Annotated in this window: 20 protein-coding genes; 10 read left to right on the plus strand and 10 right to left on the minus strand. The window is 44.2% G+C overall.

Annotated elements, in window-relative coordinates:
• Positions 1-57: 57 nt before the first annotated feature.
• From BGP76_RS01760 to folP, 5 genes are all read right to left on the minus strand, one after another.
• Complete coding sequence (locus BGP76_RS01760; protein WP_119843389.1) at positions 58-585, minus strand: glutathione peroxidase; 528 nt, start codon at positions 583-585, stop codon at positions 58-60.
• Between the two features lie 59 nt (positions 586-644).
• Positions 645-2,465, minus strand: a complete 1,821-nt coding sequence (locus BGP76_RS01765; protein WP_119843390.1) for a M14 family metallopeptidase — start codon at positions 2,463-2,465, stop codon at positions 645-647.
• Positions 2,466-2,589: 124 nt separating this feature from the next.
• A complete protein-coding gene (locus BGP76_RS01770) occupies positions 2,590-3,081 on the minus strand; it encodes a DUF4293 domain-containing protein (protein ID WP_119843391.1) in 492 nt (163 codons plus the stop codon).
• Positions 3,082-3,130: 49 nt separating this feature from the next.
• On the minus strand, positions 3,131-4,030 hold the full coding sequence (cdaA, locus tag BGP76_RS01775; RefSeq protein WP_073119827.1) for a diadenylate cyclase CdaA: 900 nt from the start codon (positions 4,028-4,030) through the stop codon (positions 3,131-3,133).
• A gap of 6 nt (positions 4,031-4,036) precedes the next feature.
• A complete protein-coding gene (folP, locus tag BGP76_RS01780; protein ID WP_255416029.1) occupies positions 4,037-4,882 on the minus strand; it encodes a dihydropteroate synthase in 846 nt (281 codons plus the stop codon).
• A 45-nt stretch (positions 4,883-4,927) separates the two neighbouring features.
• Here folP and BGP76_RS01785 point away from each other — a divergent pair, with 45 nt between their 5' ends.
• From BGP76_RS01785 to BGP76_RS01800, 4 genes are all read left to right on the plus strand, one after another.
• Positions 4,928-5,464 carry a DUF1599 domain-containing protein gene (locus BGP76_RS01785; RefSeq protein WP_119843392.1) on the plus strand — a complete coding sequence of 179 codons (537 nt, stop codon included), beginning with the start codon at positions 4,928-4,930 and terminating at the stop codon, positions 5,462-5,464.
• Between the two features lie 88 nt (positions 5,465-5,552).
• Positions 5,553-6,656, plus strand: coding sequence for a BT_3928 family protein (locus BGP76_RS01790; protein ID WP_119843393.1), 1,104 nt, complete (start codon positions 5,553-5,555; stop codon positions 6,654-6,656).
• Between the two features lie 18 nt (positions 6,657-6,674).
• Entirely contained in the window at positions 6,675-7,514 is an 840-nt protein-coding gene (locus BGP76_RS01795; protein ID WP_119843394.1) for a M48 family metalloprotease, read from the plus strand.
• 294 nt (positions 7,515-7,808) lie between these two features.
• Positions 7,809-9,842 carry an NADPH-dependent 2,4-dienoyl-CoA reductase gene (locus tag BGP76_RS01800; protein ID WP_119843395.1) on the plus strand — a complete coding sequence of 678 codons (2,034 nt, stop codon included), beginning with the start codon at positions 7,809-7,811 and terminating at the stop codon, positions 9,840-9,842.
• Between the two features lie 413 nt (positions 9,843-10,255).
• Here the strand turns inward: BGP76_RS01800 and BGP76_RS01805 are convergent, their stop codons facing one another.
• Both BGP76_RS01805 and BGP76_RS01810 read right to left on the minus strand, forming a co-directional pair.
• Complete coding sequence (locus BGP76_RS01805; protein ID WP_119843396.1) at positions 10,256-10,900, minus strand: hypothetical protein; 645 nt, start codon at positions 10,898-10,900, stop codon at positions 10,256-10,258.
• Between the two features lie 92 nt (positions 10,901-10,992).
• Positions 10,993-11,340: a hypothetical protein gene (locus BGP76_RS01810; protein WP_119843397.1), complete on the minus strand. Its 348-nt coding sequence runs from the start codon at positions 11,338-11,340 to the stop codon at positions 10,993-10,995.
• Positions 11,341-11,594: 254 nt separating this feature from the next.
• Between BGP76_RS01810 and BGP76_RS01815 the strand changes: the two genes are divergently transcribed.
• The 3 genes from BGP76_RS01815 to BGP76_RS01825 all read left to right on the plus strand — a co-directional run bounded on the left by BGP76_RS01815 (position 11,595) and on the right by BGP76_RS01825 (position 16,035).
• Positions 11,595-12,878, plus strand: a complete 1,284-nt coding sequence (locus tag BGP76_RS01815; RefSeq protein WP_119843398.1) for a hypothetical protein — start codon at positions 11,595-11,597, stop codon at positions 12,876-12,878.
• Between the two features lie 505 nt (positions 12,879-13,383).
• The gene (locus tag BGP76_RS01820; protein WP_119843399.1) at positions 13,384-14,634 is read left to right on the plus strand and encodes a competence/damage-inducible protein A; all 1,251 of its coding nucleotides are present in this window, start codon (positions 13,384-13,386) and stop codon (positions 14,632-14,634) included.
• Positions 14,635-14,694: 60 nt separating this feature from the next.
• The gene (locus BGP76_RS01825; protein ID WP_073119811.1) at positions 14,695-16,035 is read left to right on the plus strand and encodes a dihydrolipoamide acetyltransferase family protein; all 1,341 of its coding nucleotides are present in this window, start codon (positions 14,695-14,697) and stop codon (positions 16,033-16,035) included.
• Between the two features lie 31 nt (positions 16,036-16,066).
• On the opposite strand, the gene BGP76_RS01830 is transcribed toward BGP76_RS01825, so the two are convergent.
• A complete protein-coding gene (locus BGP76_RS01830) occupies positions 16,067-16,447 on the minus strand; it encodes a DUF1987 domain-containing protein (protein ID WP_119843400.1) in 381 nt (126 codons plus the stop codon).
• A 232-nt stretch (positions 16,448-16,679) separates the two neighbouring features.
• Here BGP76_RS01830 and miaA point away from each other — a divergent pair, with 232 nt between their 5' ends.
• Complete coding sequence (gene miaA, locus BGP76_RS01835) at positions 16,680-17,594, plus strand: tRNA (adenosine(37)-N6)-dimethylallyltransferase MiaA (RefSeq protein WP_119843401.1); 915 nt, start codon at positions 16,680-16,682, stop codon at positions 17,592-17,594.
• 36 nt (positions 17,595-17,630) lie between these two features.
• Here the strand turns inward: miaA and BGP76_RS01840 are convergent, their stop codons facing one another.
• Positions 17,631-17,975 carry a hypothetical protein gene (locus tag BGP76_RS01840; protein WP_073119807.1) on the minus strand — a complete coding sequence of 115 codons (345 nt, stop codon included), beginning with the start codon at positions 17,973-17,975 and terminating at the stop codon, positions 17,631-17,633.
• Between the two features lie 79 nt (positions 17,976-18,054).
• A complete protein-coding gene (locus BGP76_RS01845) occupies positions 18,055-18,534 on the minus strand; it encodes a C40 family peptidase (RefSeq protein WP_119843402.1) in 480 nt (159 codons plus the stop codon).
• Positions 18,535-18,671: 137 nt separating this feature from the next.
• On the opposite strand from BGP76_RS01845, the gene BGP76_RS01850 reads away from it, so the two are divergent.
• The gene (locus tag BGP76_RS01850) at positions 18,672-18,947 is read left to right on the plus strand and encodes an ATP-dependent Clp protease adaptor ClpS (protein ID WP_084190347.1); all 276 of its coding nucleotides are present in this window, start codon (positions 18,672-18,674) and stop codon (positions 18,945-18,947) included.
• Positions 18,948-18,956: 9 nt separating this feature from the next.
• Positions 18,957-19,574 (plus strand): recombination mediator RecR, encoded by a 618-nt coding sequence (gene recR / locus BGP76_RS01855; RefSeq protein ID WP_073119803.1) that lies wholly within the window; start codon positions 18,957-18,959, stop codon positions 19,572-19,574.
• Positions 19,575-19,602 lie beyond the last annotated feature (28 nt).

A 19,602-nucleotide genomic window follows, 5' to 3' on the forward strand; every position in this document is an offset into this window, starting at 1 on the left:
CCCTACCAGTACATCGTACCGAAAGGGATTTTGTAAATCTGTCTATGTTTTCTAGAATCAGTCCAAGTATTTTGTTATGTCCTCGCTGAGTGGCTTCACGTTAGAAGAAAAATACTCGATCAATTGGCCATTTTCATCAACCAAAAACTTATTGAAGTTCCAAGATACTTTATAGTCTCCTTTGCCATTTTCGGATTTACTTGTGAGCCAAGTATAAACAGGGTGCTGTTCATCACCTTTTACATTGATCACTGTCGTCATGGGAAAAGTGACACTGAATTCTTCGGTACAAAACTGCTTGATCGAAGACTCTAAATCTAGCTCCTGACCAGCAAACTGATCACATGGCATGCCCAGTACGACCAAAGACTCTTTGTACTTTTCGGATAGAGCTTGTAGATCTTTGTACTGTGGCGTGTACCCGCATTTAGATGCGACATTGACGACTAGGACTTTCTTGCCTTTGAACTGGCTGAAATCGATAACCTGATCACTGTCCAGTGCATTGACTTTGAAATTGTAAAAAGAAGACTCCATGCCCGTAGTGGCAAAAAGTATAGATAGAGTTATGATAAGTGTTTTCATAGTAATTCGATTTTAGGGTTGTTCATTTTTTTATACTCCGAAACCGCCGCAATGGTTATTTAATTCAGCTCTCTCGTGACAGGGTAGACTTTCCATTGCTTGTCATAATAAGGCGATTGCTGGTAGAACCATTCGTAGATCGCACGAGGAGACTGAGCAAAAACACTATCAGTAGCCTTCTTCGATTCAAAACGCTCCTTCAGTTTAGCATCCTTAGCCAACATCTGCTCTGCCAGTGGCTCGATCACATACTCCTCGATGTATTCGGTACGAGAGAAGATACTGTGAAAATACCCCCACTGTAGAAAACTATCCGGTGAATCAGGCTCTAGTAGCAATGCCACCAATCTGCCCAAGGGTTGATCTGTCGAAATGCGCGCAGAACCAGGTGCATAAGTAACGAGTCGAGTCGTCTTGCCCAGTTCAAAATCACCACAACGGACATGCCCCTCAAAGGGCATGGCATTCATCGAAAATTCTTCTATCGTATATTGTTGAACTTGCTGCACTTCTGGTTTGGTGATGATGTCCATCTTTACACCATGGGCTTTGAGTTTATCGATGATCACAGCCCACTCAGCAGGTATCCAATATGCCTTGGGCATGGACACCACTTTGTTAGGCTCATTCATTCGGCGTACAACTATTTCTTCTTCATAGGATGTTCCTGTCCATGCGATGTATTCACCATCCGTGATAGACGAAGGTTTCATCTCGGATTTTATCCCTTTTAGTGACATAGAGTCCGCCAATGATTCGCTGAGACGATAGGACAACACCACTGAGTCTGGTCTACTCGCTTGGTCCATTTCCTTGGCTTTTCTTAGTTGTTTTCCTTCCTTGGCTAGGATCTTCATCGTCTGCTCTAACAGTACATAAGTGCCCAATACCCTCTGCTTATAAGGTTTTAGTGAGTGATTTTCCACCAAAATACTCGGTACGTGCCGCAAGTCTCCATAAGCATCCGAAAACCTCGGACTAAATTCATATTCGGCATTGCCTTCACTAAAATCCCGATCATTGAACGCAAACATCAATGGGCCTGGCACGTGTCCGTTAGCGGTGAGTGCTTTGTCTACTGCAGGCTTGAACACACGGCCCAGCCAGAGCGAGCTGTACTGCGAGTGCCCCGCATCCCCAGGCCACCCATAGGTGATATCAAACTGGTAATCTGCGCCATCCGTTACATGCAGATCTAGATAGAGATCAGGCTCATATTCATTGATCACCTGGACGATGGCTTGTACACCAGCAGTTTCTAATTTAGAATAATCTCTATTGAGGTTGAGGTTTTGCGCGTTGGTACGCCAGCCCATATTTTTAGGACCTCTTTGATTGACTCGGTTATAAGGAGATATCCGTTCGTGTCCATCGGTATTCAAGATCGGAACGAAAAGTAGATTGACTTTGTCTAGTAGTTTTTCCTTGCCACCAACGGCAATATCTCGGAGTAGCATCAGCCCTGCATCTTTGCCATCTATCTCGCCGGCATGTATTCCCGCTTGGACAAGTAGTAGGGGTTTATTACTGTTTTTCAATCCCTGAACTGTGAAGTTCTCCTCGGAGGACGCAATCACCATCACAATATCACGCTGCTGCTCACTCTCACCTATGGTCGTAAGATGGAGCAATGATCCAGTATCCACTAACTTGGACAGCCATGCGACCGTCTCTTGGTAGCTAGGTGTCTCGGTCATGCCAGATTGTTCGCAGTAGGTGATCCAAGGATCTTCTTCGTCCACGATGAGTAGTTCGCTCATGCCCGTCCATGGCATGACGGGTGGTAGTATTCCCTGTCCCATGACTGGAGAGAGTGTGACTACACAAAGTAATAGAAGCCCACTTCTGAGCAGGCGGCTTATTAGCTTGGGGTTTTGCATGCCCAAACATACAAAGGAAATAAATGGCTAGGGAATGAAAGTACCACAGGTTTGCGTGTAGAGATTAGATTTTTGCATCAGTGTTGAGACAAATATCTAGTGTCTAAATACCCATATATGACATTTACCGAATACGATCAGCAGACTTGACCAATTGTTCGTCTCTACGGATAAATCTGTTGGAGAGAACATTGAAGAGCATCGCGGACATGAACATGTAGAAGCCAAATAGGTAATTGCCCTGTACCTGTGGTAGCAGTATTTTATTTGCTTCGAGAATCCAATAGACGGATAGTCCTAAGGCTACTGCCATCACGAGCGAATTCAGTGCACCGAGTTTGATCTGCAAAAGTCGGTTGTTGAACTTGAAAATAGAGTATAGTGCTATCCCTGCTGCGAGCAGTGCGATGCCTGCGATGTAGTATAAAGGAGTCTCTGTGATGACTTGCTGTTCACCTGTGTCGATATCCATTTTGGTATGCTGTAGTGTGAGTGCTGTCACGGTGACGGTTTCACTCTTTTCAACATCGACTTTATTCCATAGAGGTAAGAAAACCAAGGTCACTAGGCTGGCTGCTACAAAAAACAGAAAGATGGATTGTACTCTTTGTATCATGATAAGGGGTATTCAAATTTTCGGCAAAGCTATAGAAAAAGGCTGTGAATTATGCATCTGCCTTTGTGCTAAGCTTACTGATTGTGTCTGATTCTTTAATTGGCTTTTTGAGTGTATCGCTACCTTCTTTATTTTTATTCTTTTTCTCTGACATCAGGTAGTCGTAGATTCTACTGCGGACTTCTTTGGTGGACAGGTTGTGCTCGTACTCCCCATTGCGAGCAGTCGTCAGCTGACCAGTCTCTTCGGAGACGATCACGACTAGCGAATCCGTGCTTTCGGACATCCCGATAGCCGCACGGTGTCTTAGCCCGAAATTAGCAGGAATGTCATCGCGTTCTGAGACAGGTAGGATGCATCTCGCTGCTACGAGCTTGTTGTTGTTGATAATGGCTGCACCATCGTGTAGCGGTGAGTGTTTGTTGAATACGGCCAACAAGAGACGTTTGGAAACGATTGCGTCCATTCTATCTCCAGAGTCGGCAAAGAATTTCAATTCCGAACTCTTCGAAAATACAATCAACGCTCCGGTATTCGTACCACTCATGGTCTTGATAGCGTCTATCAGTGGGGTCAGGAATGTGATATGACTTTCGTCAAACTTGTGTCTCCAAAACTGCTTGACATTCTTAAATAGGTTTCCTTCTTCGAATATCGTCGTACGACCGATCAGCAAGAGGAACTTTCGAATCTCCTGTTGGAATAGGATAATCACAGCAATCACCCCTACACCCATAAATTGTCCTAATATCAGACTCACGAGCTCCATATTGGCAGCTTGTACGACGAGGTAGATCAAATAGAGGAACAAGAAACCCAAGAAAATCTTGATGGCAACTGAACCGCGCATCAATTTGTACACTTGATACAGCAGTATAGTCACAAAGAATATATCAATGATATCTACCCACTCTACTTCTAAAAATCCTATATGAAATCCTAAAATCACTTGTTTCTATTGCTTTAATTGTTCGTATAGCGTCACTGCCTCTTTGGCTTCTTTCACATCATGCACTCGTAGGATTGATGCTCCTTTGATCAGACTGGTCATATTCAGTGCTGTAGTCCCATTGAGTGCATCATCAGGCCCGCCACCGAGTGTCTTAAATATCATCGATTTGCGCGAGACACCACATAGTATCGGTGCATCGAGCATCCAAAGCAGTTCTAGCTTGCTGAGCAACGCAAAATTCTGCTCCCTGGTCTTTGCAAAGCCAAAGCCAGGGTCGATGACTATGTCTTTTACGCCCTGTTTTTTCAAAAGATTGAGCTTCACGTTAAAATAATCAATAATATCCGAAACTAGGTCTCCATAGTCTGTCATTTGCGACATGGTCTGTGGATTGCCACGCATGTGCATCATGATATAGGGTGCTTGGAGTGCTGCGACCAACTCAAACATACGATCATCCAGCTCCCCCGCCGAGATGTCATTGATGATGGCAGCGCCTGATTGGATACTTGCCTCCGCTACGTCTGCTCTGAAAGTATCTACAGATACCACCGCTTCTGGAAAGGCCCGTATAATATGTGCTATCGCCTCAGTAGCCCGCAAGCGCTCATCCTCCACCGTCACCTCTGCTGCGCCTGGACGACTGGAGTAGGCGCCTACATCTAGAATGTCTACTCCCTCAGCGAGCATGTTTTCTGCTTTTTGGAGAAGGTCTCGGTTGGATTTGATTTTGCCTCCGTCATAGAAAGAGTCAGCAGTTACATTGACGATCCCCATGATTTTAGGGATGGACAAATCCATGAGTTGACCTTTTACATTTATAAAATAAGGCGTAGGTGTTGCGATCAAATTGATTAATTTTAGCCGCTCAAAACGGTTGAAAACAGCAAATCATTGGAAGAAAAAACAGTAAGCGAATATAGAGAAGTTATCAGGGGTTGTAAAGATATTTTCGAAAAGAAAACCAAGGACTATGGGACGGCTTGGCGGATTTTGAGAACATCCTCTCTCACCGATCAGATATTCATCAAAGCCAAAAGGATACGGTCTATTCAGGAAAAGGGCGAGCAAAAAGTGCAGGAGGATATACAAGGTGAGTTCATCGCCATCATCAACTATTGTATCATGGCGATCATACAGCTCAGGTGGGAGGATGATAACAAAATGGAAATCCCCTATGCTGAACTCGAGCCACTCTACGATCAAATCGCTGACGACACCATGCATCTACTGATCAACAAAAACCATGACTATGGCGAAGCGTGGAGAGACATGAGAGTCAGTTCGATGACGGATATCATCCTTATGAAAATCCTACGTACCAAACAGATCGAGGACAACCATGGTAAAACACTCATCTCGGAAGGGGTAGATGCCAACTATCAGGACATGATCAACTATGCGGTTTTTTGCCTGATCAAACTGAGATAGCGAACAACCACAGCAAACAATGACATGGGCAAGAAAGAGAAACCTACTTGCTCACTAAGCGTAACAGCAAACTAAAAAACAACAAACTATGCTCAAACACTTCAATACAGTCTTAAGATTATTGGTCGGAGGATTGTTCATCTTCTCAGGACTCATCAAAGTCAACGACCCAGTGGGTACCTCTATCAAACTAGAAGAGTACTTCGAAGTATTCTCGGTGGAGTTTGCCAGTTTCTTTCATGTATTTGTACCTGTAGCACTCCCATTGGCGGTAATCTTGGTGGTACTAGAGGTCGTGTTGGGCATTGCCATCATCATCAACTACAAGCCTAAGTTGACGCAGTACACGATCCTTGCTTTGATTATCTTCTTTACCTTTTTGACAGGCTACTCAGCGATCACCAATACGGTGACAGACTGTGGGTGCTTTGGCGATGCGATCAAGCTGACACCTTGGGAGTCCTTTACCAAAGACATTATCCTACTGGTCATGATAGCGGTCATTATTTTCGTCGATAGACAAAGGGGATCCCAAGATCAATCTGCTACGATGGTGGGACACGGGATCATCGTTGCTACGACCATTGTGAGTTTGGCACTCTCTATCACTGCGATCAATCATCTTCCCTTCATAGACTTTAGAGCGTACAAGATAGGGGACAGCATCCCCGCCAACATGAAACCCTCTGAGCCTTTCATCTACGAATACCTCGTGGAGAAAGATGGTGAAGAATATACCTTCAACGAATACCCTAACGACAAGTCGTATAACTTCATCTCCATGACCCATGTCAATCCAGAGGCTGCTCCGACTATCACTGATTTTGCGGTATGGAACGACGAGGGGGACTTTACCGAAGAGGTGTTTCAGGGCAATAAACTCTTTGTTATTCTCTATGATGTGAACAAAAGCGACCTAGAGGGACTCGCCGAGATCAATACGCTCACGCAGAGCCTCGCCGGAAAAGTAGAAATATTTGCCCTCACCGCTTCTGCTGCGAACACCTACGAAGCGTTTGCTCAAAAAAATCAAATAAACGTACCCTACTACTACACAGATGCTACAGTACTGAAGACCATCACCCGGTCCAATCCAGGGCTATGGCTCTTGCAGGACGGGACGGTTAAAGGAAAATGGCACTACAATGATGTTCCGAATTACAGCGAAGTGTTAGATTTGCTAAATTTGTAAGTATAAAACACTGAAGATATGAAACATACTACTACTCGTCTCCTTCTCACTGCCCTCGTATTCGTCGGGACACTATCTAGTTGTGACAAGAACAACAACCTCTCACTCTTCTCTGTCAGCAATGACCTAGAACTAGGCCAACAAGTCGCTGCTCAGATCGCAGCAGACCCTACGACCTATCCCATCCTGCCCGAATCAGGTAATGAGGAAGCCTATGCTTACCTCGAAGCGATGACTGACGAAATCCTCAACTCGGGTGAAGTTCAGTACAAAGACGAGTTTGCATGGGAAGTGCACATCATCGACCAAGACGTGCTCAATGCCTTTTGCACACCCGGAGGATACATCTACGTCTACACTGGGCTGATCAACTATCTAGACAATATCGACGATCTGGCAGGCGTGATGGGACATGAAATCGCCCATGCAGATCTCAGACATTCGAGTCGATCGCTCCAAAAGCAATATGGCATCAGCACACTGCTCAGTATCCTATTGGGAGATGGCGGCAATGAAATCGCTGAAATCGCCGCGGGGTATGCCAACGGTCTCGTCTCTCTGAAATTTTCTCGGGATCATGAGGAAGAGTCTGATGCACGGTCAGTAGAGTATCTTGCCAGTACAGACTACGCCTGCAACGGTGCAGCGACTTTCTTCCAAAAGTTATTGGCTGATGGACAAGGGTCGTCTGGTGGATTGGAAACCTTCCTGAGTACACACCCATCCTCAGATAGCCGAGTAGAAGATATCAACGCCAAAGCAGATGAAGTCGGCTGTGACACTTCTCTTAGTGATGACAATACGAACGGGATGACTTACGCTGAATTCCAAGCCTTGTTCGTAGCAGAAGCAAAATAGGAGTTTAGACTGTTAGAGTTAAGAACCTACCGAAGATTAAAAATAGTCTTCGGTAGGTTTTTTTATGAGCGACACCCTATCCTCTAAAAAGTAGGGGCGTTGAATTTTAGTTTGGTGTAGCTGTTGGATTTCAGTCAGATCAAAACCACACAGACCTTGGCGTAGAGAAAATATTCTTTCTAGCAAAGTCATATGACAGGTCTTTGGTGCGTGAGAATAAATAGACCGAGACACACTGTTGTCTACGAGCGAAAAATCCAGTAAACTTAGGGGAACAACATTAGATGAAAGACCATGAGTGAGCACCCATACCCACACTTGTTTGCGCCATTGGATTTAGGTTTTACGACACTGAAAAACCGATCTTTGATGGGATCCATGCATACAGGATTAGAAGAGACCAAAAACGGATTTGAGAGAATGGCCGCATTCTATGCGGAGCGCGCCAGAGGAGGCGTAGGCCTCATCGTGACGGGGGGAGTAGCACCGAGTCGACAGGGCTGGGTAGGGCCGTTTTCTGCTAGGATGACCAAGCGAAAACATGCCAAGCAGCACCGAGTCATCACGGATGCTGTGCATGCGGAGGGAGGTAAGATCGCCATGCAGATCCTGCATTCGGGACGCTATGGCTACCACCCGTTAAATGTCGCTCCCTCGGCTATCAAGTCACCGATCTCGCCTTTCAAGCCTTTTGCACTCAGCAACCGAGGGGTGAAAAGTACCATCAAAGATTTTGCGAATAGCGCCTACTGGGCCAAAGAAGCCGGCTATGATGGTGTGGAGGTCATGGGGTCTGAGGGCTATCTGATCAATCAATTCATCGCCGCTAAAACCAATCGTAGAACAGACCAATGGGGTGGTGCGTATGAAAATCGCATCAAGTTCCCCATAGAGATCGTCAAGGCTGTGCGAGCAGCAGTAGGTCCTGAGTTTATCATCATATATAGGCTGTCCATGTTAGACCTAGTGCCAGGAGGTAGTTCGTGGGAAGAGGTCGTGCAGCTAGCCAAAGAAATAGAAAAAGCCGGTGCGACGATCATCAATACAGGGATCGGCTGGCACGAGTCGCGTATCCCGACGATCGCTACGATGGTGCCACGAGGGGCTTTCAGCTGGGTGACGCGAAAACTTAAAGAGGAAGTGAGCATCCCACTGATCACGACCAATCGAATCAATATGCCGCAGGTGGCAGAACGGATTTTGTCGGATGGAGATGCGGACATGGTGTCTATGGCGAGACCTTTTTTGGCTGATCCCGAACTGATGCGCAAAAGCGAGACCTCTCGTGAAGATGAGATTAATACCTGTATAGCCTGCAACCAGGCCTGTCTGGATCATGTGTTCAAACGAAAAATCGCCAGTTGTTTGGTCAATCCCAGAGCCTGTCATGAGACCGAGATCGTAGCGTCTCCTGTCACGACTGCCAAACGCATCGCAGTAGTGGGGGCAGGGCCAGCGGGTATGGCATTTGCCAGTACGGCGGCCGAACGTGGACACATGGTGACGCTCTACGATGCTGCGAATCAGATCGGGGGACAGTTCAATATCGCCAAGAAGATACCAGGCAAGGAGGAGTTCTATGAGACACTGCGCTACTTTGGCAAAAGGCTAGAGCTGACAGGTGTCACGGTCAAACTGAACACTAGGGTAGATGCAGATCAGCTGATTGCAGAGGCGTACGACGAGGTGATTGTCGCGACAGGGATCTCGCCACGTAGGCCTGGGATTACGGGCGTGGATCATGCCAAGGTGATGTCCTACCTCGATGTGCTGCGAGACGAAAAACCAGTAGGCGAACGTGTAGCGATCATCGGAGCAGGTGGGATAGGTTTTGATGTAGCGGAGTATCTGACAGCAGGGGACGAAAGTGCTAGTTTGAGCACCGCGGAGTTCCTGAAAGAGTGGGGGGTAGACCCTCTCAACGAAGTGCGTGGAGGCGTAGAGGGAGTCAAAGCACAGCCGCATGTTGCTGCGCGTCAGGTGACGATGTTTCAGCGGAGCAAAGGCAAGATGGGCGCCAATCTGGGCAAGACGACGGGATGGATTCATCGTCTGGCGCTCAAAGGCAAGAAGGTCAAGATGATCACGGCTGTCGCTTATGATCGGATCGATGACGAGGGACTGCACTATACCCGAGATGGCAAGCAGCACGTGCTGGCCGTAGATCATGTGATTCTCTGTGCTGGGCAGTTGTCGGAGGATCGTTTGGCAGTGGAGCTAGAAGAGAAGGGCGTCAAAGTCAGTAAGATCGGCGGAGCTGATGTAGCTGCCGAACTAGATGCCAAACGTGCCATAGATCAGGCGGTTCGGTTGGCTGTGAGCGTGTAATCGCGAGAGTGAAAAAATAAAGATGAATCTGTGTTTCTGACTAGTGAGCGAAGATTATTTCGGTATCCACCTGTCGGTAGACGGGTCAAGATTCATTGTTCGAAACCTGTTTGCTAAAAACTAAATCTGTGGATGTTTTGGATGCTTTGTCCTCAAGCCGGACTGGCCATGCCTATGGCAGATAAACCATGCCTCCGGCAGGTAAACTCTCTTTTTTCATTGCCAAAAAAGGAAGCAAAATGACTTTGCTATCACTAAACGTTAATCCCTTCTTCAAATATGGATTACCCTAATCGGTATACACCCCATTAGATTTTAGATACAGAAACGAGTTCAATTTTTATCTAGATACTAAAATCTAAATACTAGTACCTGTGTTGGAGGTAAAGGCACTAGTCACGCATGCCGAATGATTATTTAGTGGTCTTCACATACTTTGACTTGATCACTTGCTTGGTGAGTTTTTTGGAGAATTTTCCGATCGCTTTTTCTACTTCACCGACTCTCATTTTGGTATCGCTAGAGAAAAGCGGATCAGTACTGGTTGCCAAGAACAAATCCGACTGAACCTCCATGATGTTGGAACTGACCGTATCGAAGTAGTTGCCATAGGCATAGTCTCCCCAGGCATAGACTCCTGTATTGTTGATGACGACTCCAGAGCTGTTATAGCTCGGGGTACCCGCTCCCGTATATTGTGATTGTTGGTTGTAGGAGTAGGCATTTTGTTTCTCGATATCTACCAGTTTGACGAGTAGTACGCCATCAGCTCCGTTGCGTTTGCTGACTGCTGCGACTTCTTTGGCAGTGAGGTGTTCTGATCCACCCAGTCGTGTATTGTGACTTAAAACCGTACTGACACCATAGTCAGAGAATTCAAATGCAAGTTCTTCTTCGAGTACTCTACGGTTTTCGATTGTTTGCACCAGTACGATGACGAGTAGTTTTTCGATTTTCGGTTTATCATCCCCGTTTTGGTTTTTTTGTCCTGTAGTTGCGAATAAAGAGCCAGTACCCAATGTAGTGATGACTGTAGCCAGTAGAAGTCTGCGAAGCATATTCAATGTTTTTTTAGAATTAAACCCAAAAATAGACATATCCAGTCAGTCAGGATAGGGTGAAAGTCATATTTAACATAAATCCGCGTGAATTACTCTTTGACGACTTTCAAAGAAGGCTCGTTGATTTCGTTGAAGATTCCTTTTTTGTGATTAGGCTCCATCAAAAAAGACATGGACTGGTTGTCCGACAGATAGAGGTAGTTGCCCAGGCTATCCACCTCGTCAAAGTAAAACATAACCGGCTCTGCAAAGATTTGCATTTCGACTTCAAACGTCCGGTGCATCGTATAGACAATGGCATGGTAGTCATCGCCGACCAAGTAGCTGCCCTCGAACAGCTCTTCGCTCAGATCTTCGGGTGTTTTTTCTCCGTTTTTTTTGGAAGGGGAGCAGGCCAAAACGAATCCTAGGGCCAACATGAGATAAATAGATTTCATACGCGTAATTCTAGTAGTCGTGAGCGAAACAAATCATTGCTTCTCTCGGGTCTACAAGGTACAAATCGTCACAAGAATATAAAAATGAGAGCACGTATTATTATTAGAGTGAGGAGTAGCTGTGTTTTTTATGGTTTATAGCCTGCATTCCTGGGTATATTGTAGGTAGGAAATCTATAGATTAAATAAAAATATAGTAGATATAAAGTGCAGGGTGAACTATATTCGGTTGTTAGCCACAATGAAAATTAATAATGAAGGAACACTCCATTGACTATTTAATTGACAGTATATATAACTCAAAAACGAAAGAGTATTTTCATGAAGTGATTCAGTCATATTATGCTAATAGCTATCGGTCTTCCATAGTCATGCTATACTCAGTTGTAATTTGTGATTTGATATACAAATTGGAAGAACTACGAGATGTTTATAATGATGAATCGGCCAAGAAAATACTAATTGAGATAGAGAAGCTACAAAAGGCTAACCCAAAATCTTCTGAGTGGGAAAACAAAATTGTTGAGTTAATTTCTGAAAGGACCAAGTTATTGGAAGTGTCTGATGTTGAAAACATTAACCAAGTACAAAAGCATCGACATTTGTCAGCACACCCTGTACTGAATCAAACTTCATTATTATACAAACCCAACAAAGAGACTGTTAAAGCTCACATCAAGAATATGCTTGAAGGCATTTTAACTAAACCTTCAATTATGTCAACTAAAATATTCAATGAGTTGACTATTGATCTCGCAACTAATAAAAATCGATTTTTAAATGATACAGAACTAGCTCGTTTTTTAAATGCTAAGTATCTCAAAAACCTTCGTCAAGAAACAATTAGTGACATATTTAAAAAAATGTGGAAGCTTGTTTTTAAACTAGATAACGAAGAATGTAATGAAAACAGAGCTGTTAATTACAAATGTTTAAATATCCTTTTCGAAATCAACGAAACCGAAATAATTAAACTTTTAAAAGATGAAGAAACATATTTCAACGGAATTATTGATGGTGAATGTTTAAAATTAGCCATTCGGTTTTGTTTCTACCATCCTTCTATTTACAAAGCCCTCAGCGTTATTAATCAGGATCAAATCAACTATGAAATAAAAAGTTCTATAAACCTGCTTTTCATAAGCTGGTTTGCATATGATTCTTTTCAGAATTTTATTGATCATTTAATACCTTCAATCGAAAAAGGAGAGCGCTTTTACGTTGAACAAGAATACTTTGAATTGTTGAAATCACTCTTAAATGATTACGACATGAGAAACGAACTTCTTGACATCTGCATTATTACATTTATTAAAAGTGGATCTTTTGATAGTGCCGATAGAAATTATTACAACAGAATTGATCCTTACTTAAAGGAGTTCTCTTCAGATCAATTGATTAAACTAATTGAGGGAATAAACGGTAACTCACAAATTAATAGTAGAAACCAAGTGAAGTACACGAACAAAAAAATCAAAGAAGTCTGTGATAAGATGTTACCGAAAGACTTCAATTTTTCGGAATATTATCACTTTTAAAAAAATGTTGCTAACAAGCTGTGATAAAATCATGCTTGGACAATGCTAGAGGGAAGTTTTCTGCATTATGGCAGCCCCGCCAATTCGCAGAATTGGCCTAATTGAGAAATAAAAAAGGTAATAGCCCATTTCGCAGAGTTGGCTATTTAATAGACGAAACATTATACTTCATCAAAATGTAAGCTTCATACAAAAATGGGAAGGTTACAACTGAAGCGACGTAGGCGCTATCAGGCCCCCTGTGGAAAGCGGATAATTTTACCTGTCTGCCAGACGCGAGTCATACCCCGATCTTACGTCGGGGTATGACGGAGAGTGGTCAGTCTAACTTTCCAAAGCTGTATTTCCAGTCACTGCCAGAGCCTCGGACTACTGAGGAGACAAAAGGCCGAACTTGGGAAAAGATGCTTTCCAGTTTATTGGTATTATTTTCCAACCTATTTTTGTTGCTCGGGTATAAGCATGAGGGACGAATAAAATTTGTACCTCTAACTAGGATTTAGGAATGAGAGAAATTTATGCAGAGATTATTACCATCGGGGATGAGATCCTGTATGGTCAGATATTGGATACCAATTCGCAGTGGATCAGTCAGCAGTTGGACGACATAGGCGTCAAAGTCAGACGAAAATACTCGATCTCTGACCAGTCGGAGGTGATCAAAACAGCAGTGAATGAGTCGCTCGCGCAATCCGATTTGGTGTTTGTCACTGGGGGGTTGGGGCCGACCAAGGATGATTTGACCAAGCACAGCCTAGCAGCTATGTTTGAGATGCCGCTGGAGCTGAATCAAAGTGCATTGGAGGACGTGGAGGATATTTTCAAGCGATTTGGAAAAGAACTCACCGAGATCAATCGCCAACAGGCCTTTTTGCCCAAAGGCTCGACGAAGATCACCAATGAGCGGGGGACAGCTCCTGGGATGTGGTTTGATAGGGACAAGAAAGTGGTGGTGTCTATGCCTGGTGTACCCTTTGAGATGAAGGCGATGATGACCAAGACCATCTTGCCTAAGATCAAAAAGCGTTTTCAGCTTCCTGTCATTATTCACAAAGTGATTCGTACCATAGGGATCGGAGAGTCGTGGCTCTCTGAGGAGATTGCCCGTTGGGAAAATGCATTGCCTACACACTTGGCCTTGGCTTATTTGCCCGGCAAGGCGCAGGTGCGGTTGCGACTCACAGGTGTAGGAGAGGAGCGCGAGGTGCTAGAGGCTGAGATGGAGGAGCAAGTCGCAGCGCTATTGCCCACGATACAATCCTACGTGTATGGTTTTGGAGACTTGGAAATCGAAGAGGCAGTTGGTGAACTGCTCAGAGCGAAAAGCCTGACTATCGCCACCGCAGAGAGTTGCACCGGCGGGTATTTGGCGCACAAGATCACCTCTGTGTCAGGGAGTTCGGATTACTACACGGGCTCTGTGATAGCTTATCAAAATGAAGTGAAGATTCAAGAGCTCAACGTCTCTCCCAAAACCATAGAAAAGCACGGTGCAGTGAGTGAAGAAACTGCCAAAGAAATGGCGGAAGGAATACGGAAAAAACTAAATGTAGACCTAGGAATATCTTTGACAGGGATCGCAGGTCCGGATGGAGGTACGGAAGAAAAACCTGTAGGTATGGTATGGATGGCAATATCCTTTGGTGGGATAGTCAAAACGCGAAAAATTCAATCACCCGGTACGCGCATTCTCAATATAGAATACAGTGGTGTCAAAGCCCTAGACTTCATCCGTCAAACGTTAATCGAAGCGTGATTTTTAGGCTGATATAGCCTATATTGCGGCATATTCCCAAAAAATGAAATTGACACGGTTATGGCTCATGTAGAAATGGTAATGCCCAAAATGGGTGAAAGTATCATGGAAGGAACGATCCTTTCGTGGTTGAAGAAAGTAGGAGAAAATATAGAACAGGATGAGTCTGTTTTGGAGGTAGCTACTGACAAGGTAGACACAGAAGTGCCTTCTACTTACTCGGGTGTATTGCTCGAGATTTTGGCCAACGAAGGAGATGTCGTGGAAGTAGGGAAAGCCATTGCTGTCATCGAAGTGGATGATAGTCAAGTAGCTGCCAAAGAAGACGCTTTGGAGGAGGAAATCGCTGCTGCAGCGGCTGCCGAAACCTTACTCGTCGATGCAGTAGAAAAACATTCTGCTGCTGCAGTCAAACCAGCAGCACCTAAGACCCAAACACAAAAATCTGAGGTAGGTAAGTTTTATTCACCACTCGTGATGACTATTGCACGCGAAGAGGGGATCAGTATCCAAGAACTGGACAACCTACAAGGGACAGGCAAGGAAGGTCGTGTCACCAAGCGGGATGTCATGGCGCTACTGAGAGACAAGAATCCGAAGACTTTTGGCTCTGAGCCAGGGATCAAATCCAAGTCAAGTAGTAAGCCGAAACCGAAATTTGGAAATCAACCTACTCCAGCCATATTTACAGGAGAGGATGAGATCATTCAGATGGACAGAATGAGGAAAATGATCGCTGATCGTATGCTCTCATCGGTTCAGACTGCGCCGCATGTCACGTCATTTGTAGAGGCAGATTTGACGTCAGTGGTCAACTGGAGAAATCAGCACAAGAAGGCTTTTATGAATGAGTATGGTCAGGCGTTGACCTTTACACCGATCTTTATAGAAGCCATCGCCAGTGCGATCAGGGACTACCCTATGATCAATGTACAGGTCGAAGGAGATACCATCGTCAAGAAAGGGAATATCAACATTGGTATGGCAGTGGCACTACCATCGGGCAATCTCATCGTCCCAGTTATCAAAAATGCAGACCGAAAATCTATCAAGGAGCTGTCCTTTGCTGTGAATGATCTGGCGAGACGGGGTAGAGACAACAAGCTTACCGCTGATGATCTCAGTGACGGCACCTATACTATGTCTAACGTCGGGTCTTTTGGCAATGTGATGGGAACACCTATACTCGTACAGCCACAGGTTGGGATATTGGCTTTGGGCACGATCGTGAAGAAAGCTAGTGTGATAGAAACAGCTGAGGGAGACTTCATCGGCATTCGTCACAAGATGTTCTTGTCACACTCCTATGACCACCGAGTGGTAGACGGGGCACTAGGAGGGATGTTCGTTCGTCGAGTAGCAGACTATCTAGAGCAGTTCGATACGACTCGATCAATATAAATTCACTTTAGTTAGACTTAGCTAAGCCTAACTAAAGTTCTATTTCTATATAGTTGAATGTAGCTCCGAGTAGGTCAGCATAATCTTCTCCCGCCTCTTGCATGTCTTCATCGTAGGTTTCGTAGTACCAGTTGATAGATACTTTGTTTCCGTTTTGCTCTACCAGAAGAATTTTTTTCAAGATGTCAAAGATGCATTTCGAGGAGCTGGTGTTGAAGTACTCCAACTTGAAGTTGGCGACTAGATTTTTGGTTCCTCCATCAGCAAATTCCATGATACCGTTGATGAGTTCGGTGTAAAAACCGATGGCATTTTCGGGGCTAGATTTTCCTCTGAGTTCGAGCAGTCCTCTAGCTGGGTCAAAAAATATGAGTGGGGTTGTTCGTGTAGGTCTATAGATGATCTTGTTCATGGGAGACGATTTCTCTCTATCCGTATTAGAGGTGCTAGTCCTACTGTTTGATTGAGTAATTGGTTGCATTCTAGGTAGGTATGTTACAGATTTCTTATTGTCGGCTATAGACAACCTATCAATTCGAAAAATAGACGGGAAGCCCAAGTGCTGCTTTGCTAATATATCTTTTTTGTTTTGAATAACTAAATTTATTTGAGATTATACATAGGTAGCTACCTATCTTTGAAGGATGAAAAAACCTCTACTAGTGGTGGTCGCTGGACCTACAGCTGTAGGCAAAACGGCCACTTCTATTGATCTAGCATTGCATTATCATACGGAGATTATTTCGGCAGATTCGAGGCAGTTTTATAAAGAGATGGAGATCGGTACTGCTAAGCCTGACGCAATGGAGCTAGCTGCCGTGCCGCATCACTTCGTGGATTCACATAGTATTACGGAGGATTATGATGCGGGACATTTTGCTGAAGAAGCAAACGCCCTATTGCTAGAGCTCTTCCAAAAGCATGAGGTTGTGTTTGTCGTCGGGGGATCAGGACTGTACATCAAAGCCTTGTGTGAAGGGCTCGATGATATGCCGACTATCCCAGAGGATGTTAGGGTACAGCTGAGACGAGAGTTTGAGCAAAACGGTTTGGTGCCTTTGCTCGAAGAGCTTCAAAGTTCCGATCGCGTCTACTACGATCAGGTAGATCGAAAAAACCATCAACGTGTCATTAGGGCATTGGAGGTTACGCGTCATACTGGGATGCCATTCACGCACTACCGAAGTGCCCAGACGCAGACCAGTCGCCCTTATGAGGTGATTAAAATAGGTATTGAGGAGGACAGAACTGTACTATACGAACGGATAGACCAACGGATGGATCAAATGATTGCTGCGGGTCTTTTTGATGAAGCTAAAGCATTGTATCCTCAGAAGGGATTAAATGCACTGCAGACAGTAGGGTACAGGGAGATTTTTGGCTATTTGGGTGGAGACTATGATTATGAGGAGGCTGTTCGACTCCTTAAGCGAAACTCTCGACGCTATGCAAAACGACAGATGACGTGGTTCAAAAGGGACGAGTCTTTTGTGTGGTTTCAGCGGACTCAGCTGGAAGAAATGATCAGGATGATAGATGAAAAAATGCGAGCAGGTTGATATTCACTCGCTATGTTGTGATTGCTGTACTCTTTGTTATTTATTTTCCTCTCTTGCCTGTTTTTCTAGTGCCTTTTGTTTTGTAGCGTACAAGTCGAACTGGTCAGGAGATAAGAGTTTCTTCATTTTACTATCTCGGGTCTTTTTATGTGCTTTGTAGCCTTTGTACATTTTGACTTTAGAGGTTTCGTTGGTTTGCACCTCTTGTAGACCACTGTAGTATTCGGCGGTGATTTCGTCGAAGGTGGTTTTTTGATCGGTGGTTAAATTGAGTTCTGAAAAATACTCATCCATATCTATCTCTGAAGTATCCTGTGCCCAAGAGAAATGACAGAGAGATAGTAACAAAACAGTAGCAATACAGGTAGGTAGTGGTTTCATGTTAATGACAGGTTTTGTTTCTACATAAACTTACAACTGAAGGAAAATTTAACCTCAAACAAATCGAATAAAGTTGAAACTATTTGATGACGCGTCTAAACGTTTTGACATTAGACTTGTAGTAGTTGCTCGTGAGGTCGGACTGAATCACTCCTCGTGAACTAGAGGCGTGGATGAAGTAGATGTGATCCTGGTCTACCGAGGTAATGAGTCCACTATGATACCATTTGTTTCTTTTTTCTTTGAACTTAAAGAAGACAACATCTCCTGGTTTGAGTCTGTTCCAATTTACTTTTTTTCCATATTTGGATTGATCCTTGGAAGTTCTAGGTATTGTGTATCCTGCTTGTGAGAAGGAGTTTTGAATCAAACTACTACAGTCTATGCCGCTTTGAGAGGTGCCGCCATATCGGTAAGGGGTGCCTGTATAACTTTCTGCTGTAGAGATGACGAGGTTGATTTCACGTAGTTTCTTTTTCTTTTTTTTACTCTGCCCATGTGCTGTCTGATAGAACCCCATCACGGTGATACTTAAGAAGAGTATTAAAATTTTTTGCATACGAGCACTTTCTTTATCAGGTATCCAAGTATTATGCCATTGTCAATTGCCTTACTTTGCAGCTAATACTCGCGAATAAATTTAGAGTTTATTGTCTTTATTCTAATTTTGTGATCGTAAAAATTAATCAAAAAGTTATGTCTTGGCAGTTTGAAGAAGAAGAGATCGTATTAATCGAAGAAAAAGAAGACGAAGCAAAGGGCTTAGTTGTGTTCAATGATGACGTCAATTCTTTTGATCACGTGATTGATATTCTGATCAAAGTCTGTAAGCATGAAAGAATACAAGCCGAACAGTGTACCTATATTATTCATTTTAACGGGAAGTGTGAAGTGAAAAAAGGGACCTACAAAGCGCTGAAACCAATGAAGGAAGCTATTCTAGATGAAGGCATCAATGCGTCGATTGTATAACTTGCGGAGATGGAATTTCCGAGCGAACTTATAGAGGAGGCGGTTAGAGAGATCTCTAAGCTCCCAGGTATTGGTAAGAAGACCGCACTGCGTCTAGCATTGCATTTGCTCAAGGAGAAGGAATCTGCCACCGAGAATTTATCAGAGTCTCTGCTGAGACTACGCAAAGAGACCCAATACTGTGGCACTTGCCATGTGATCTCCCATACGACTGACTGCACCTGCCGCACGATCAACACCGATCCCTCTGTGATCTGTGTTGTCGTAGATACGCCTGATATGCTAGCGATACGTAGCACAGGGCAGTACAAAGGGACTTTTCATGTATTGGGGGGAGTGATATCACCCATCGAAGGGATAGGACCAGAGGATTTGCATATTGATTCGTTAACCACCCGTATCCAAGCTTCTGAAGGAGAGGTAAAGGAGGTTATATTGGCACTCAGTGCTACGATGGAGGGTGATACTACTTCTTTTTACATTTCCAGAAAATTAGAAAACCTTGGTGTGACTATCTCTACAATTGCCAGAGGAATCCCAATAGGTGGAGAGTTAGAGTATGCCGATGAGGTGACACTGGGACGAAGTATCGTGACACGGACGGCTTATTCGAACGGTGGTTTTTGATCTGAGAACTACTCCAGTCTACTAATTG

Origin of the sequence: Reichenbachiella sp. MSK19-1, from assembly GCF_003590315.1 — a bacterium.
In the GTDB taxonomy this organism is placed as follows: Bacteria; Bacteroidota; Bacteroidia; order Cytophagales; family Cyclobacteriaceae; genus Reichenbachiella; species Reichenbachiella agariperforans.

Coding starts and splice junctions, on each gene's coding strand:
- BGP76_RS01760 (WP_119843389.1), bottom strand. CDS start 585: ATGAAAACACTTATCATAACTCTATCTATACTTTTTGCCACTACGGGC.
- BGP76_RS01765 (WP_119843390.1), bottom strand. CDS start 2,465: ATGCAAAACCCCAAGCTAATAAGCCGCCTGCTCAGAAGTGGGCTTCTA.
- BGP76_RS01770 (WP_119843391.1), bottom strand. CDS start 3,081: ATGATACAAAGAGTACAATCCATCTTTCTGTTTTTTGTAGCAGCCAGC.
- BGP76_RS01790 (WP_119843393.1), top strand. CDS start 5,553: ATGCTCAAACACTTCAATACAGTCTTAAGATTATTGGTCGGAGGATTG.
- BGP76_RS01795 (WP_119843394.1), top strand. CDS start 6,675: ATGAAACATACTACTACTCGTCTCCTTCTCACTGCCCTCGTATTCGTC.
- BGP76_RS01800 (WP_119843395.1), top strand. CDS start 7,809: ATGAGTGAGCACCCATACCCACACTTGTTTGCGCCATTGGATTTAGGT.
- BGP76_RS01805 (WP_119843396.1), bottom strand. CDS start 10,900: ATGCTTCGCAGACTTCTACTGGCTACAGTCATCACTACATTGGGTACT.
- BGP76_RS01810 (WP_119843397.1), bottom strand. CDS start 11,340: ATGAAATCTATTTATCTCATGTTGGCCCTAGGATTCGTTTTGGCCTGC.
- BGP76_RS01815 (WP_119843398.1), top strand. CDS start 11,595: ATGAAGGAACACTCCATTGACTATTTAATTGACAGTATATATAACTCA.
- BGP76_RS01820 (WP_119843399.1), top strand. CDS start 13,384: ATGAGAGAAATTTATGCAGAGATTATTACCATCGGGGATGAGATCCTG.
- BGP76_RS01825 (WP_073119811.1), top strand. CDS start 14,695: ATGGCTCATGTAGAAATGGTAATGCCCAAAATGGGTGAAAGTATCATG.
- BGP76_RS01830 (WP_119843400.1), bottom strand. CDS start 16,447: ATGAACAAGATCATCTATAGACCTACACGAACAACCCCACTCATATTT.
- miaA (WP_119843401.1), top strand. CDS start 16,680: ATGAAAAAACCTCTACTAGTGGTGGTCGCTGGACCTACAGCTGTAGGC.
- BGP76_RS01840 (WP_073119807.1), bottom strand. CDS start 17,975: ATGAAACCACTACCTACCTGTATTGCTACTGTTTTGTTACTATCTCTC.
- BGP76_RS01845 (WP_119843402.1), bottom strand. CDS start 18,534: ATGCAAAAAATTTTAATACTCTTCTTAAGTATCACCGTGATGGGGTTC.
- BGP76_RS01850 (WP_084190347.1), top strand. CDS start 18,672: ATGTCTTGGCAGTTTGAAGAAGAAGAGATCGTATTAATCGAAGAAAAA.
- recR (WP_073119803.1), top strand. CDS start 18,957: ATGGAATTTCCGAGCGAACTTATAGAGGAGGCGGTTAGAGAGATCTCT.